Source organism: Flavivirga eckloniae (assembly GCF_002886045.1).
In the GTDB taxonomy this organism is placed as follows: domain Bacteria; phylum Bacteroidota; class Bacteroidia; order Flavobacteriales; family Flavobacteriaceae; genus Flavivirga; species Flavivirga eckloniae.
Genome location: NZ_CP025791.1, coordinates 4,619,618 through 4,637,592, shown reverse-complemented (window position 1 = coordinate 4,637,592; position 17,975 = coordinate 4,619,618). Strand labels below are relative to the sequence as shown.

9 protein-coding genes are annotated in these 17,975 nt (G+C 34.3%); 3 read left to right on the top strand and 6 right to left on the bottom strand.

The annotated features are described in order from the left end of the window. Positions 1 to 156 precede the first annotated feature (156 nt). From C1H87_RS18995 to C1H87_RS18985, 3 genes are all read left to right on the top strand, one after another. A complete protein-coding gene (locus tag C1H87_RS18995) occupies positions 157 to 3,492 on the top strand; it encodes a SusC/RagA family TonB-linked outer membrane protein (protein ID WP_158655282.1) in 3,336 nt (1,111 codons plus the stop codon). Positions 3,493 to 3,504: 12 nt separating this feature from the next. Further along, positions 3,505 to 5,181, top strand: coding sequence for a RagB/SusD family nutrient uptake outer membrane protein (locus C1H87_RS18990; protein ID WP_102757331.1), 1,677 nt, complete (start codon positions 3,505 to 3,507; stop codon positions 5,179 to 5,181). Positions 5,182 to 5,291: 110 nt separating this feature from the next. Next, entirely contained in the window at positions 5,292 to 7,742 is a 2,451-nt protein-coding gene (locus C1H87_RS18985; protein WP_158655281.1) for a DUF5703 domain-containing protein, read from the top strand. A 232-nt stretch (positions 7,743 to 7,974) separates the two neighbouring features. On the opposite strand, the gene C1H87_RS18980 is transcribed toward C1H87_RS18985, so the two are convergent. The 6 genes from C1H87_RS18980 to C1H87_RS18955 all read right to left on the bottom strand — a co-directional run bounded on the left by C1H87_RS18980 (position 7,975) and on the right by C1H87_RS18955 (position 17,857). Next, positions 7,975 to 8,988 carry a TlpA family protein disulfide reductase gene (locus C1H87_RS18980; RefSeq protein WP_233783201.1) on the bottom strand — a complete coding sequence of 338 codons (1,014 nt, stop codon included), beginning with the start codon at positions 8,986 to 8,988 and terminating at the stop codon, positions 7,975 to 7,977. 43 nt (positions 8,989 to 9,031) lie between these two features. Continuing rightward, positions 9,032 to 10,438: a TlpA family protein disulfide reductase gene (locus tag C1H87_RS18975; RefSeq protein WP_102757329.1), complete on the bottom strand. Its 1,407-nt coding sequence runs from the start codon at positions 10,436 to 10,438 to the stop codon at positions 9,032 to 9,034. A 22-nt stretch (positions 10,439 to 10,460) separates the two neighbouring features. Further along, positions 10,461 to 11,546: a TlpA family protein disulfide reductase gene (locus C1H87_RS18970; protein ID WP_102757328.1), complete on the bottom strand. Its 1,086-nt coding sequence runs from the start codon at positions 11,544 to 11,546 to the stop codon at positions 10,461 to 10,463. 84 nt (positions 11,547 to 11,630) lie between these two features. After that, positions 11,631 to 13,025: a RagB/SusD family nutrient uptake outer membrane protein gene (locus C1H87_RS18965; RefSeq protein ID WP_102757327.1), complete on the bottom strand. Its 1,395-nt coding sequence runs from the start codon at positions 13,023 to 13,025 to the stop codon at positions 11,631 to 11,633. A gap of 13 nt (positions 13,026 to 13,038) precedes the next feature. Beyond that, positions 13,039 to 16,560 carry a SusC/RagA family TonB-linked outer membrane protein gene (locus C1H87_RS18960; RefSeq protein ID WP_102757326.1) on the bottom strand — a complete coding sequence of 1,174 codons (3,522 nt, stop codon included), beginning with the start codon at positions 16,558 to 16,560 and terminating at the stop codon, positions 13,039 to 13,041. A 127-nt stretch (positions 16,561 to 16,687) separates the two neighbouring features. Next, the gene (locus C1H87_RS18955) at positions 16,688 to 17,857 is read right to left on the bottom strand and encodes a FecR family protein (protein ID WP_102757325.1); all 1,170 of its coding nucleotides are present in this window, start codon (positions 17,855 to 17,857) and stop codon (positions 16,688 to 16,690) included. Positions 17,858 to 17,975: the final 118 nt, after the last annotated feature.

Below are 17,975 nucleotides of genomic sequence, written 5' to 3'. Positions count from 1 at the left end.
AAGCCGGACGATGTTGCAGCATCTCCCGGCCAAAGAAGTAACATCACCGCAATATGCGGCAATAGAAACAACCTAAAAATCAAAATTATGAATAATTTTATTAAATGCACTGCCATGCGGGGTAATTATCTCCTGTCCCTATGCGCAAAAATCATTATGAGAATATTTCTTTTATGTATCAGTATAGGATTTAGTTCTGTTTATGCTAATACATACCATGCCCAGACAAAAATTGACATTGAAGTTAGCAATGTAACATTAGAGGAACTTTTTAATGAAATTCAAAGCAAAAGCAAATACATTATCTTTTACAAAGACGGGATTCTAAATCCAGATGTAAAAATTTCGTTACAACTTAAAAACGCTAAGCTTTCTGAAGTATTAAATAGTGCATTCTCTAATACGAACTTAGGCTATTTAATTGACGATAGACAAGTTGTTATAACAAAAAAGAATGCGCCTGAAGAGGCTGGATTAAAGCTTGATGCAAATAGCCCTCAAAATATTACTCTTAAAGGAAAAGTAACAGATGAATATGGTAGCCCTTTACCCGGTGCCAATGTTTTAGAAAAAGGAACTACCAATGGAGCACAAACCGACTTCGACGGAACCTTTACCCTATATGTTTCAAGCGATAGAGTAACTATAGTTGCATCTTATGTAGGTTTTATTTCGCAAGAAATACCGCTTGATGGCAAAACCAACTTAGAAATAGCATTAAAAGAAAACATTACAACTTTAGAAGAAGTCGTTGTAGTTGGTTATGGAGCTACAGTGAAGAAAAAAGATTTAACTGGTTCAATAGCTAGTGCTAATCTTGACAATGCCGTACAAACAACAAATGTTTCAATACTTCAAGCACTGCAAGGAGCTATTGCCGGAGTTAATATAAATGCAGTGACTGATGCCGGTCAAAACCCTACCATATCTGTTAGAGGAAGAAATACGTTGCATAATAATAAAGACAATAGAAGGGAAACAGATGAATCAAGTACCAATCAACCACTTATTATATTAGATGGAATAATTTATAGAGGAAACTTAGTTGATATCAACCCTTCTGATATTAAAGCAATAGATGTGCTTAAAGATGCTAGTTCTGCAGCAATCTACGGATCACAGGCAGCAAATGGTGTTTTAGTGATAACAACTAAGAGTGGAGGAAGTTCAGATCAAAAACCTATAATAAACTATACATCTAGTTATTCTGTGCAAAGTCCATCAAATAAAATGCGTCCAATGCGATCAGCAGAATATGCAGAGTTTTATCCGGAGATTTTCTGGCAAGAAGGAGCGAGAATAGCCCCCGATTATCTTCAAAGAAATCCTAATTATGATTTTTCGGCGAATTTAAAGAGTACCTTTTTAGTTGATGGATATAATGCTGGTTTAGATGTAGATTGGTGGGATCAATTAACTAGAACTGGTAGCATAAATATGCATAATATTAGTATTAGGCAAAAAACTGATAATTTCAATTATTTCGTATCTGCGGGTATTACAGATCAAAAAGGATTCCTTGTTGGGGATGATTATACTAGATACAACTTTAGGGTAAATCTAGAATCTAAAGTAACAGACTGGTTAAAAATAGGTACACAAACCTTTGCTGTTGTTAGTGATTATTCAGGAGTTAGTCCCACTTCAAGAGATATATTTCGTATACAACCGTGGGCACCTATAAAAGATGATGAGGGAGAATTTATTATAAATCCGGTAGATGGAATTAACCCTTTTCTTGTACTTCAACAAGACAATTCAGACATACGATTAAATCTATCAAGCACATTGTATGCAGATATTGATTTACCTATAGATGGACTTAACTATAGGCTGAATTATTCAAATGCTTATAGAACAACCAATCAATTTAATTTTGATCCATATGGAGGAGTTGGACAAGTTGGAACAGGTTTCAAACAACATAATATTGGTTGGGATCAAACTTTGGATAATATTGTTTCATATAGAAAAAGTTTTAACAATGTTCATAATTTGAATGTTACGCTATTATATGGTATAGAAAATAGACATATAAATAGTACCAGAGCTGAAGGTAGTAATTTTGATATAAAAGTTTTAGGATATAATAGATTGCAAGACGGAGATGCAACACTGAGAAAAATAGAAACGGCAAAAGAAGAGGAAAGTAGTTTATACCAAATGGCAAGGTTAATGTATAACTACAAAAACAAATATTTCTTAACAGGTACGGTACGTCGCGATGGCTTCTCAGGATTTGGTATAAATGACAAAACTGCTGTATTTCCAACTGGAGCGGTTGCTTGGGTGCTTACCGAAGAAGGTTTTGCTAATGATTCTTCATGGCTAAATTTTTTAAAGCTTCGAGGGTCTTATGGACAATCCGGTAGACGAGGAGTTGAACGTTTACAAACTCGTGCCAAAGTAGATTCTGATCCATCTGTTGTTTTTGGTGACGGAAACGACCCGTCAATAGGGCGATTTATTTCCAGATTAGCAAGTAATTCATTGACTTGGGAAACCACAACTGGTGTTAATTTCGGACTAGATTTTGAAATGTTAAATTCTCGATTAAGTGGTAGTGTTGAGTACTACAACAATAAAACAGAGAATATTCTTTTTGGTATTGCAATTCCTAGGATTACTGGTTTTAGTGGTATTAATGCTAATATTGCTGAGGTTGCAAACAATGGAATTGAGCTTACTTTAAATGGAACTATTGTAAAAAATAAGGATTTTCAATGGAATACATCCTTTAATTTTAACAGAGTTAGAAATGAGATCGTGTCTATTTTAGGAATTTCTAATGATAGCGATAATGATGGAAAAGAAGATGACTTAGCAAGAAACGAACTCTTTATAGGCGAGCCTCAAAATGTTCTCTACAATTATGACATCATAGGAATGTGGCAAATAGCAGATGAGGCAGACGGAACCTTACCTGCTGGTTTTTTTCCAGGAACGTACAAACTTAGAGATTTAAACAATGACGGTAATATTTCTTCAATAGATGATAGAAAAATTGTTGGATACCAAGATCCATCGTATAGATTTGGTATAGCTAATACGATCACTTACAAAGATTTTACTTTTTATGCATTTGTTAACTCTATACAAGGAGGCGATGACTATTATTTAGGAGATGATGCTATTCACTCTAGAAGAGAGCAGTTGTCGTTTACTAATATACCTAGCGGTGGCTTTGATTTTTGGACACCGGAAAACCCGAATGCGAAATACAGAAGATTAGATACCGGTTCGCAACGTGGAGGAACACGATATTCATCAAGAAGCTTTGTTAGATTACAAGATGTAACGCTATCCTATAATATTCCGAATAAAGCGATGAATACACTTGGAATTAGCAATGCTAAGATATTCGTTAGTGGCAAAAACCTTTATACCTGGACCAAGTGGAACGGATGGGACCCGGAAACTGGTGCCGGTTTCGGAGCAGGCGGTGTGCCTACAATGAAAAGTTATTCATTAGGGTTAAATGTTGAATTTTAAAAAAACAGGATTATGAAAAATTTAAGAAAATTAATATGGATTAGTTTAGTCTTAGTTACATTAGGCTCCTGCAATGAACAAGAATTTTTAAAGGAAGAAGCATTTGATTTTTATACTCCAGAAAATTTGTTCGTAGAGCCAGTAATTATAGAATCAGCAATTACTAAGTTGCACGAGAATGTAAGAGCTATGTTGTTCGAACAAGCCGATAATAGTGCTATTTTTCATTATACTACAGATTATGGATATGATGCCATCAATCCTACTCATGCATTAAATTCATGGGAAGATAAAGTGACTCCAGATGCTGGAGAGGTAGAATGGGCATGGGATAGATTTTATAAAATAATTGCTAATGCCAACATTATTTTAGGAAGAATAGATCAAGTAGACTATACTTCTGAACAGGAACGTAAAGCACACATTGCTGAAGCCAAGTTTTTTAGAGCTTGGGCTTATAGAGGCTTAAATATTATTTATGGAGGCGTACCTATAACTTTAGAAGAAACAACAGAAGCTAAAAGAGATTTTGTTAGAGCCTCTAAACAAGAAGTTTGGAATTTGGTTATTCAGGATTTAACTGAGGCCATTCCCGATTTGCCAGGAACAGATGAAGTAGTAGATGGACGAGTAACCAAGGGAGCAGGAAACCATCTTTTAGCAGAAGTATACATTATAGTAAAAGATTACGATAAAGCCATAGCTGCGGCTACAGAAGTTATCGATAACTCAGGATTTGCATTAATGCAGAATCGTTTTGGGTCTAGAAGTACAGAACCTGGAGATGTGTATTGGGATCTTTTTAGAAGAGGTAACCAAAATAGAAAATCTGGCAATACCGAAAGTATTTGGGTAAGTCAATATGAGTACCTTACTCCAGGAGGAGGTAACGGAGATAATATTAGATTTTTAATGCCTTTGTACTGGCAATTAAAAGATGTTAATGGTGAAACTCTTTTTACTGGACCTAATGAAAATTTCGGAGGCCGCGGAATAGGTTGGTGGGCTCCTTCAAAGTATTGGTTAGAAGATGTTTGGGCAGGTACTAATGCAAACGATATGAGAAACTCTGATTTTAACATTATTCGCGATATAGTTGCTAACAACCCTGCATCTGCCTTTTTTGGGCAACCCATTGTAGCTAGCGGCGCATTTGCGAACGATAAAGATGAAGAAAACCTTAATCTTTTTAATAGAAAATGGAGTGCGATAGTTGCAAAAGCAGCACCAATAGGTAATTATCCAGATGAGCTCATAGTAGACCCTGTAACAGGTTTAACCAACAATGATGCAAATCATTCATACCGAGACCGTTATTTAATGAGATTACCTGAAACATATTTATTAAGAGCTGAAGCCCATTTACTTAATGGAGATGCTGGTAGTGCTGCTAATGATATAAATGCCGTAAGAACACGAGCAAATGCTCCTCTAGTAGATGCTGCAGATGTAGATATAGATTACATTCTTGATGAACGCGCAAGAGAACTTTTTGGAGAAGAATTACGTCTTTTAACTTTAATGCGAATGGGTAATATTGTAGAGAGAGTGAGAATGTACGATCCTATGCATAATGGTACATATGCATCTAATGGTATTAATGATCACCAAAATATATGGCCAATACCAAACTCAGACATTGAGCGAAATTCTGAAGCAGTTTTAGAACAGAATATAGGATATGATTAAAAGCTATCTGTACCTAATAACGTATAGAGAGTTTAGTTAGTTTTTACAAAGTTGAGGCTGCCAATTGGCAGTCTCAACTTTCTTTTAATAATACCGTAAAAAACTTATTCATGAAAATAATAAGGTTACATATAATCGTACTTTTATACTTGCTCATGAGCATACAAAGTGCCGCCCCACAACAACCAGATTTAGACGAATACAATATCGTTTGGACAGAACAGAGTAAAAACAGTAGTGAGTCTATGCCAGTAGGTGGAGGCGATATAGGCTGCAATGTTTGGGTTGAAAATGGTGAATTACTATTATATGTGCAAAGAAGCGGAAGTATCGCCGAAACCAATGAATACCTTAAACTTGGGCGTATGCGTTTAAAGTTTAGCCCTAACCCATTTTCTGAGGAAGCCGATCTCTTCCAACAACAATTAAAACTTAAAGATGGGTATATTGAAATTAAGGGAGAGGTTACATCGGGAAGCAACCCAATTAAAGCCAAAATTAAAGTTTGGGTAGATGTTAACAGCCCAGTAGTTCATATTGATGTAGATGCTAACAAAAAAATAAAAATAAACACATCTTATGAAAACTGGCGCATGAAAGACCAAGTGATTCCTAACACCATGAGAAGGCATTCTACTTTCAACTTACACGCCTACCCTGGTGAAGTTCTCTTAAAAAAAGATGTTGTAGAGAAAGAAGACAAGGGTATTGTTTTTTACCACCGCAACCCTGATGATAAAATACTACCTCAACTTTTAATCGAACAGCAAGGTCTTCAAAAACATAAAGACTCGATTGTTGACGATCTTAAAGGCCGTACATTTGGCGGTAAAATTTACAACAGTGGCTTCACCTCAATATATACAACTAAAGGCACATACCAAAATGTAGACTTCAATGCTTGGCATTTAATTTCTAAGCCCAAAAAAGCACATCGGTTAAAACTAGTTACGCATATAGCCCAAACCAAAACAATTAAAGATTGGAAAAAAGGTCTTGAGCAAACCATTGACCAAGAAGAAACTAAAGATTTAAAGAATACTTTTAAGTCCAACAAAGCCTGGTGGCACAATTTCTGGAACAGAAGCCATATTTTAATTAATCCTGATATTGATAATAAAAAAGACTCAGGATGGGTTACTGCGCGCAATTATCAACTATTTCGTTATCAAATGGGGTGTAATGTATCTGGAGAATATCCCACAAGGTTCAATGGAGGTAACTTTACCTTTGATGCTGGACTTGTAAAATCAAATCTTAATTCAAGAAATAGCAACGTAAATTACGGTCCAGATTATAGGGCTTGGGGTGGCGGCGTATTCACAGCTCAAAATCAACGACTCCTACATTGGCCTATGCTAAAAACGGGTGATTTTGATGCTATCCTGCCTCATTTCGAATTGTTTCGAAAAGCATTGCCTGGAGCAAAAGCTCGAGTTAAGGAACATTTTGGTCATGATGGTGCTGTTTATAGTGAGTACACAAATGTTCCCGGTTTAGCACTTGGAGCAGGTTATGGCTGGGAAGAAGGAGATAGAAAACGAGGAACAGAAGTACCTTTTGGAGACCCAAAAGTAGATGGTAATAAGGACTATAATCAAATAGTTGAAAAAGGTGTTATGGCAAATCCAGTTATATCATATCATTGGGAGTCCCAACTGGAAAATGCCTATATGATAATGGAATACCACCGTTATACAGGAAAGGATATTACTAAATATTTACCCTTTATAAAACAGTCTGTTATCTTTTTTGATAAACATTATAGGGCAAGAGAAAAATTGCGAAGTGGCAAAGAGCTCGATGCCAACGGACAGTTAGTTATTTTCCCTTCTACCTCATGTGAATCTTATAGAGGAGCCAAAAACCCTGTGGATATTGTTTCTGGTCTGCAAGCTTGCCTAACATCGTTACTTAAACTAGAAGCTGATTATGTAACACCTTCGGAAAAAGAATACTTTAAAAGCTTCCTCGAGAGCTTACCAAACTATTATTATGACAAAGTTGAAGGAGATACTATTTTAAAACCTGCAGAAAGCTGGCTTTCATATAAAAATATTGAGTGCCCTCAGTTTTATCCTTTGTTCCCCTTTAATCGTTTTGATGTTGAAAAAGATGATATGACCACTTTTAAGAACACATGGAAGCATGGTAAGTTTCCAAAGAATATAGTGATTAGTTGGCACCAAGATGGTATTTTCTTTGCAAGAATGGGTATGATGGAAGAGGCTGTAGATTATAATACTAAAAAACTTGCCAATTCTAAACGAAAATACCCTACGTTTTGGGGACCAGGCCATGATTGGGTACCTGACCACAATTGGGGAGGATCTGGTATGATTGGCTTGCAGGAAATGTTAATGCAATGTTTTGATGATCGAATTCTTTTGTTTCCTGCTTGGCCGAAACATTGGAATGTTGATTTTAAGCTTCACGCACCTAAAAATACAATTGTAGAAGGCGTTTTAAAAGATGGACAAATTACAAAACTTAAAGTAACCCCAGAAAGTAGAGCAAAAGATATACAAATTGTAAATAAAGAATTCCAAAATAAGCACTAGTATATAAAAATGTTTAGAATAGTCTATTCTAGATTTAGGCTATTACTAATATATTTAATAACAAAAATGGAACCTCTAATGCGGTTCCATTTTTTCATCTTTAGCTTTTTGTGACTAACTCAAATAATTTACACTAAAGAAAAGATTCTATATTCTTACTTTAGTCTTTTTGGTTTAAAAAAACTCATTCTAACTAATAGATTTTTAAATCATAAATCTATTAGCTAGGGAATTAAAGACTCAGTTCGTTTAATAATTCAACTAATGTTTTATCTGAAGGCCTCGGTGCATTGGCATCCACAATGTTACCCTGAGGATCAATTAGAATGAATCGGGGTATCCCATTAACTTTATAAGCATTTGTAAATGTGGTGTCTTCCTTTGCGTATAATTGAACACCAGAAAGTTCTTCTTCTTTGACCATATTCTTCCATGTGTCATAATCTTTAGCTCGATCTGTGGAAATACTAACAAATTCGATATTCTTGTTTCGATATTGCTCCTCTACTTTCTTTAAATAAGGAATTTCTTTTTTACAAGGCCCACACCAGGTGGCCCAGATATCTATGTAGACATATTTACCATTAAAATCATCCAGTGAAGTGGTACCTCCTAAGTAATTCTCGTAATCTGTAAATTTTGGCGAGACTTTCCCTTTAGCAAAAGCGGTAACAAAGTATTGTTGTTTTTCACGTTGTTTTTGCATTTTCTTTTCCAATTCTGCCAATTGCTTTTTTTGCGATGTCACAAAATTAGTATCGAGACCTTTTTTACTTTTCAATAAATCATGAAATTGCTTAAAAATTTCAGTAGTTTTTATATTAAAGGCTTCTTTTTCTAACTTAATTATAGAAGTATCTGAAAGCAACTTTTCATGTAACAGTGTTCTTTCAACTAAGTAGTTATTCGTTTCTGCCCCTACTCCTTCATAGGTTATGGTTTCATCAAAAGCTTCGGTATCAAGGGTAATCTTTAAGTTGTACCCGTTGTTTAAATGCATGGCCGATAGTTCTTTTCCGTCGTACAATGTATGTTCTCCGTTTGTAACTTTAAGCGTATCTGAAAAAAAACCGTTGTCATCCACAAGCATCCTTTTTGTAAAGCCTCTACCAAGTATATACAAAGTATCGGAATTTTTGCTTGTAATAGTACCAGATATGGTTACATAATCTTTTTTAGGTGCCTCTTTACAGGATAAAAAAATAAAGAGTAAAACAACACACATGTTTGCAATTTTATTCGTCATAAGAATCATGATATTAAGTTAATTTTTAAAATTATTATTTTGGTCAAAGCACCTCATCTAGTAACTTTGACAAGGCTTCGGTTTCTGATGGTCGCGGTGCATTATTTTGTACAATCTTGCCTTCGGGATCTATCAAAATAAATTTAGGAACCGCCTGTACCACATAGCTTTTCATAAAATCCGAATCATAATTAGCTTTGTCTGCTAAGAGTTGAACACCACCTAGTTCTTTATCTTCAATAGTCTTTTTCCATTTCTCACGGTCTTTTGCTTTATCTATAGATATACCAACAAACTCAATGTTTTTACCATGATATTTTTCTTCAATTTTTTTTAAAAAAGGAAATTCATACATACAAGGCCCACACCAGGTGGCCCATACATCTATGTAGACATATTTCCCTTTAAAATCACTTAATGATGTCGTTCCCCCGGCATAATTTTCATAATTATGAAATTCCGGCGAAGGTTCTCCTCTACTAAATTTTTTTACCCTGTTATACAGTTTTGTTACTTTTTCTTTGTCTTTTTCGTTAGTAGAGGTACTCATAAAAAGATCGTAATATTCATGTAACTCTTTTACATATGTAACGGCTCTGCCTCTATCCATTAACAAACCATTCCGTATGGTATCATTCGTATTGGTTGATAAAATTTTCACAAGGGCTAAGTCGAATGAAATAGAATCTGTAGACGCTTGTAAAGCCGCTTTTTTTTGGTAGTATTCCTGAAGTAGTTTCCAATAACCTTTATGGAAAAAGGTTGAAGAAAATAAAAAGTCCTTACCATTGGTGTATGAAAAGTTATCCATTTCATTCAGAAAATCATCCGACACTTTGAATCCTTCTTTTTTAGTCGCATAAATATGCATGCTTTCATAATGGATTAAATCTAAAAGATACTCGTAATGTAAATTTTTGATTTCCTTTTGTTTGTATGCTTCCGGAATGTTTGTAGCATCCGCTATTAAGGTTTCCAGATCACTTTTTAGCTTATTACGTTTCTTTTTAAATTCCGTTTCTCCATAACTGTATGGACGTGGCTCCTGGAAGTGGTAAGTATCTCTTTTTTTTCTTTTTTCAAATAAATATTGGCTTATTTCATAGTTTTTACCGGAAAACGTTAATGAATTAGAGAAATCATTGGCATCATATGATATATGAATACTATCTCCTTTTTTTACATTGAGAACTGTATATTCATCTATACCATTTGAATATGTTAAATTTCCAAAATTTGATTTTATAGTATCCATGATTTTGCCATTCTCATCTATTGATAATTCTTGAGCATCACTACGCTTGCCTGAGGTTACAGATAGTTTTGGGCTAGAAGATTTAACATTTTTCACCAGTCCCGTTATTATGGCATAATCAACCACCGGGGTTGGTTCTTTTTTACAACCGAGTAAAACGAATGCAAAACTTATTAGATAAAGGGTTTGTTTCATTCTTTTTAGTGTTTCTATTTTATTATTTGTTCTTTGAATTGATGAAATTGTCTATAACCATTTCAAGGTGTTCATCTTCTCCAGTAGTTTTGTATACTATTTTTCCTGATGGAGATATAATAACTAAATGGGGAATGGCAGTAACAGCAAACATATCGGCAACTTTAGGTGATTCATCTAAGAGTTGTGGCCATGGCATCTCATGTTTTTGTACTGCTTTAATCCAATCGTCTTTTTTTGCATCTATACTTATACTAATAATTGAAAGCGATTCTTCTGGAAACCTTTTTCTTATTCTTTTTAGGTTAGGAATTCCTTTTATACAAGGCGGACACCAGGAGGCCCAAAAATCTATTAATACATATTTTCCTTTAAAGTCGTTTAGAGAGATTATTTTATTATGATATGTGGGGAGAGAAAATGCAGGCGATTTTTTGCCAATAGCTACGCGTTCTAAATTATTTTTTCGTTCGATTAATTGTTTTAAAAAATAACTTGATTGTAAGTCTTTATCAAAGCTATTAATAATTGTATTAATCGTATCTAGATCTGTCATCCAAAATTGATTATAGACCAACTGGGCTAAGGGTGAGCTTTTAGGGTATTTTTTTATACCTTCTATTAAACTTTTACTATAGTTTTTTTTAAATAGACTCTCTTCTTTTGTAAGTTCTCTTTTGTATCTAATACGTTCCATTTTGTCTCCCTCAAGAAGCATATCTAATTTAAGATACTCATTATGTGTACTAGTCCCATCTACATGAATGCTATCGTCCTTGAGCGTTAATGTATATGTTCCAGGAGCAGTAAATATTTTTGTACGATATGTTTTTTTGTTGTAATTAAGTGTTAGTCTTCTTAGTGCCTTTACCGTATCAATTTTAAGTGTATTTGTTTTTTTATTTATTGGGGAAACTATTTTTAAGCTATCGTACACCTCTATTGAGGTTATAGATTGGTAAGGAGCAATTATAAGCTCACCTGTACTATTACCGTCTACTTTTACATGTATGGTACAAGAATCGCTTACCTCTTTCTCTTTATTGTTAACACAAGCACTTAGTAGGCATAATGTTATACTAAATATTAAATAAAAAAGATTTTTCATGAATAGTATTTGGATAAGATTTTAGGTTTATATTTTAATGTTTAGAGGATATACTAATATCCTCTAAACATTTCTTATTGAGGATTAATCCCTAATATTCTCTCCTATTTCTGGGTTTGCCAAAATATATCTTCTAGCTATTGGTAGTGCCCAGTTTTTACTATTGGCTGGTAATGTGTATGTGGTTCCATTTAGTGTGTGCACAAGATCTGTAGGCGTATCAAACACATTATAACGCTTTAAATCAAAGTAACGCATCCCATTACCCATTAATTCCACACGACGCTCAGTCTTTACCCAATCCAATACTTCGTTTGCATCTGTACTTGCCAAAGGTGTATAAGGTCCTGTAAACCTAGCCTCACGTAACGTATTTAAATCAGCAAGTGCCATGGCTGCATTTCCTTCTCTTGCATAGCACTCTGCACGTATTAATAATATTTCAGGCACAGAGAAACCTACATTTCTGTAAATCCTAAAGCTTTCTGCGGCATAGAAACTACCGGCTCCTGAAAGACCAAACAACCAAAAGGGTGCTAAAAGGCGCCTACGTTGATCGGTAAAGGATATAAGGTTTATAAGATCTGTAGATAAGGCAAATGATTCTGTTGCTGGTTGAATACCACTCTTGGCCCAAGTGATTTGAACATCATCTAAATAGCTCGGAAGAGTTACAATACCAGAACCAGGAAAAATTATGTCTGGAAATGCACTATAATCCAATATGGTATTGTGCAGTGCCAAGGAATTATCAGCTGCCGTTTTAGCCTCATCAAAACGCCCCATGTACAGATAAATTCTCGCCAAGAAAGCATATACCCCTGCTTTTGAAGGGCGAAAACTATACACCGGAGTATCAGGTAAGTCATTAATAGCGCTATCCAAATCGCTTAATATTAAATCATAGACTGCTTGTATACTTTGTCTAGGAAATTGTACATCGGTTAATTCTGTATCTAGTCTGAAGGGTACACCAGGGTCTGAACTTGCTGTAGCAGGGTTATAATGCACGCCATAAAGATTAACAAGTACAAAGTACGCAAATGCTCTATGTACAAGGGCTTCAGCATATAATTGACGTTTTTCTGCTTCTGTACCACCGGTGGCATCCAATACGCCTTCGAGAACTATATTACAGGCATAAATTTGCCCATAAGTAGCTTGCCAATCTGGATCTTCTTGAGTTTCCTCATAAATATTATCAGCAAACGTGAACATATTTTTAGATACTCCGCCATCAAAATTCAATTCTACACCTACAGAAGTAGCATCATCAGACATCAAATTAGTATTGGAATAGGTTCTTAAAAACCCTGGGGATATAGCATCAAAATCTGATTCTTCTTGATCCAATAACAATCTGTAATCAATTACTTTACTAGGAATTACTACCCCTTTAGGCTCAATGTCAAGGTACTCTTCTCTATCACAAGCACATAATATTATTGTGCTTAGAATTATATAGACTATTTTTTTCATAATGAGTTAAATTTTAAAAGTTTGCGTTAACACTTAGTGTGAATGTTTTTCTTAATCCAAACAATTGGTTTTCTGGATCTACGTTCCATTTGTTGAAATTAATTAAGGCCAAATTATTGCCTTGAACACTTAAGCTTAAGCTGTTAAGTCCTAATTTATTAGCTACTTTAGAGCTTAAATTATAACCTAACACCACTTCTCTCAATCGAATATGTGAAGCATCATCTACTAAATGATCGCCACTCCTATAATACCGGTATCCCTCTCGATCTAAATCTCCTGGAGCATCAGGAAGTCTTGGTATGTTTGTACTGTTTTCGTCTCCCGGGTTTCTCCATCGATTATCAAAATCTGCGTGTACGTTCGTAAGAAAGGGCAATCTCGTATCGCTATAATCCAGAAAATTATCGGTATTTCTAAACACATGACCGAATTTGAATGTAGTCAATGCTCTTATAAAGAAGTTTTTATACGAAAACCTGTTAACCCAGGCACCGTAATATTTTGGCGTTGTTGTACCTTCAAAAACAAGCCCTTCCACATTATTAATAGAGGCATTATCTCCATTGGCGAGTTGCCCTTCTACATTGACTACCTCGTTATTTTCATTAAGAAACTGCGGATCTCCATTACTATCCAACCCGTTATATCTATAACTATATAAGTATCGTAACGGTTTGTTTAATATGGGGTCTGAAAAAAACAGAAAACGTACAACTGTTTCTTCTGGAACTTCAACTTTAGTAACCTCATTCTTATTATAACTAAAATTAATAGAGGTATTGTATTTGAAACTTTTTCCATTAACTGCTAAAGCATTTAAACCAATCTCAAAGCCTTTGTTTTCCATTTCTCCAGCATTGATCAATGCTGAATTAAATCCAAGAATTGATGGAAATGACACTTGTGACAATAAATCTTGACTTTTCCTTTCATAATATTCAATACTTCCACTAAGTCTATTATTCCACAGGCCAAAATCAAGGCCAATATTATTCACAAACACTCTTTCCAATCTCAATTCCGGGTTTTTAACACTATTTATTCCCGCAAAAGGAATATCACTATTAAAGTTATTGTCAAGCTTCAATAGTACAAAAGGGCTTGTGCTATTATCTACATTACCGTTACTACCATTGGTAATTCGTAGCGTAAGATTATTAACAACCTTACTTTTGAAAAAGTTTTCATTACTTATATTCCATTTAACCCCAAATGAGTACAGAGGAATGTTCTTATATTCCTCATCAGCACCAAAAAGATTGGTATCATCCAAACGGGTACTTCCTGTTATGGTATATTTATTATCGTAGGTGTATGCTGCATTCACATAATAGGATATAAATCTATTCTCATCATTTTCGATATTTACCCCATCATCAATTCTAGAATTACCCCCGCTTGGTGAAGTGCTAAATTCGTCCTTGTAATTTAAATTAGCATGGGCAAGTGACCTTGAGTCAAAACCATAGAGCGTAGATTGATAACTTTTAAATAACGTTTTTCTTATCTCATACCCTGCAATGGCATTGATTTGATGTAAGCCATCATTAAAAGATTGATCATAATTTAATTGAAACCTCCCTGTATGCGATTCCGTATTTGAATCTCCTAGGTCTAGTATCTCACCTTTAGGAATAGCACTTTCTAATGCTCCACTGGTACCATTTAATGTTGTGAATCTGTTTACCAGATCACGAACTCGATATGTATCTTCATTAAAAAGGTTTTCAGTTTTGCTAAATCCATATTCATATTGGTAAAGACCTTGAACGTTTAAGTTATCTGTAATATCATATTTTAAACTGGTTTGCAGTCTTAGTTGTGTATTAACCGTACGATTGTTTTTATTATCAAGTTCTTGTTTTAGATTGTAATCCCAACTATACGGATACCCATCTGAAGCAAAACCATCTTTAAGTGATTGATCAATGGTTCTCGGTTGCGTTACGTAATTTCCATTAGCGTCAACTATCCTCTGGTATTGTGGTAAGCTAATAACTTCTCCCCATCTTATTCCATTTGATTTAGAGACAGTATTAACATAGTTAATATTTGCATCAAGACTTAATTTTGGCAAAAGGGTAATATTATTACTTAGATTGGCTATAACATCACCTCTATTGTTTCCTGTAGATGATTCTAAGTTTTTATTTTCATTATAAGTTATTGAAGCTCGAAAACTATTATTTTCACCTCCTCCTGTAATACTAAGATTATGTTGCATCCAAGTTTCGTTAGATATAAATAGGTTTGCAAATTCATTTCGAACATCTATACCTCTTAAGCCACTAATAATGGCATCTGCCTCTCCTTGTGTTAGCGCACCTGAATCTAACGCTAAAAAAGTTTTATATGCTTCTCCAACTGGCGATGAATTAAAAGAGCTAGTCGCTAAAAGCCATGCATTGTCGGCTCTATGTTTTTCAAACTCCAAAAGACTATTTGTAGGTGTAATAGGCAGATCGTTTAAATCTCTTTTTTGCGTTATAGAGAAATTACTTGTATAATCGACAGCAATTTTTTGATTCCTCCCTCCTTTTCTAGTTACAATTACTATAACTCCGTTAGCGGCTCGTATACCCCAAATGGATGCTGCGGCTGCATCTTTTAAGACTGTTATACTCTGCACATCATTAGGATTTATAGTTGACAAGCTCTGTTGTATCGGGAATCCGTCGACCACAATTAAAGGCTCGTTTACTGCATTTATGGTGCTTTCACCTCTTACTGTGATGTTGCCATCATTATCAAAAAGTACGCCCGTTACTTCTCCTTCTAATTTTGAGAGGATATTTTGTGCCGTTTTTACTTCTAAAATCTCTTCGGATACTTTTTCAAAAGAACCAGTTGCTCTTTCTCTTGAGATTTTTTGATATCCCGTTGATACTAATTTAACTTCATCTAATACATCTGCTTGTTCATTAAGAACTACATTAATAGTGCTTTGATTACCGACAGTAATCTCTTGTGTTTTAAAACCCAGAGATGAAAATACCAGTACATTTTCTGTACTTGAAACTTTAATACTGTATCCGCCATCAAAATCGGTAGCAGTACCCGTAATAGTTCCTTTTACTAAAACGGTGACACCAGCTATAGGAAGTCCGCCAGCATCAGTAACTGTTCCGGTAATTATAGTTTGTAATCTGTTGTTGTTTTTATTCCTTTCTCTAATAAGGATGGTATTGTCTTTGGTAACAATAATGTTTAAATCTTGTTTTTTTGGTAAACTCTTATTAAAAAGCCTATTAAGACTAATGATTCCTTTTTTTAACTCTACTTTAGGAAAATCTTTAAATAGGTTTTCATGATATATAAAAGCATATTTTGTCTGAGTTGTTATCATGTCGAATACTTCATCAACAGATACTTTCATATCAGACTCAATTGTAATTCTTGCTTTTTGCGATAGTACGTGATTTGGTGTTAAGCTAAAGAGAGAAGTACAAAACAAAAATATAAACGTTCGCATCATAATTAATATGAGAGCTCTTTTAGTTATTAAAAGAGGATGAGTTAATTTAATTTCCATAAATTTACGTGTTATTAGTTGGTTTATTTTTAAATTGATTAATACCTTGTAAAGGGGGAAATAGTCTTGAACCGTTCGAAAAGTATGAGTACTATTATCCTCCTTTTGTTTTTATATCATAGGCTTTTTATTTTATAATTAAAGTGTTATTTCTAATTTCATAAGTATTGATAACATTAGTTTCTTTCATAGAATTAACGATATCATAGATTTTTTGATTTTTATATAGTGTCCCATTGAAACGCTTATTTTCTAATGATTTATTTTCATATACAACCTCCATATCGTACCATCGGGATAATACGGTCATGATATCCTTAAGCTTTTTGCCTTTAAAGCTAAACACACCATCTTTCCATGCGATCTCTCTGAAAATATCAATAGTATTAATTTGTACTACTTTCGTTTCTATATTAAGGTTTGACTGTTCCCCTGGCTTTAAAATCTCGTTTTTATCATTAGTTGTTACCGCAACTTTACCTTCAACTAAAGTTGTGTAAATATTAGTTTCATCTTGATAGGCTTTAATATTAAATTCGGTACCTAACACCTCAACTTCTTGATTTTGCATATGTACTTTGAATGTAGCTCCATTGTGATCTGTACTGGGAGACACATCAAAATAGGCCTCTCCATAAACTAATTCTACATCTCGATCTTGTCCTTCTATAAAGCTTTTCGGATATTTTAATCGCGATTCGGAATTAAGCCAAACTTTTGTACCGTCTGAAAGCTTAACAGAAAATTGCCCGCCTCTCGGAACAGATAAAACATTGTAAACAACTTCTGCAACATTGGTAGCATTGTTATTATATACTAGTTCCTCATTATTGCTACTAACATGTTCTCCATTATACGGGCGATCTTTGTGTAAAATAATATTCGAACCATCTTCTAATATAAGAACAGCTTTATTGGTACCTGCCTCGATTTGGTTGTTTACAATGATAGGTTCTATTACATCAGAAGAAATAACAGTATTTGTTCTTGTAAACCATATCCCCATTGTAATAAAAAGAACCACCGAAGCAGCTGCTATGTATCTTACCACAGGTTGATTTATAAGTCTGTAGCTTATAGATTTTTCCTTCTGTATTCTTTTAAGAAGATATGCTATAGTTTCTTCTGGGTCTATATTTTCCAAGTTATATGTTATAGCGTAATGCGTTTGTACATAGTCTTTAAATTCTTTTTTATTTTCTGGGTCTTTAATCCACTCAGAAAGTAAATCTAAATCTTCTGCAGTGGCAGATTTTGTTATATACTTGACAATTAAATTATCAATTTTTTGGGTCATTTTACTATGTTTAATTTTATATAAGGCAAAGCAAATTGCAATATCCCTTGCTTTTTTCTCATCTTTTTTTACTATTTATTGATTTTTTTGTATCATTTGCTTAACATTGTTGTGTTAC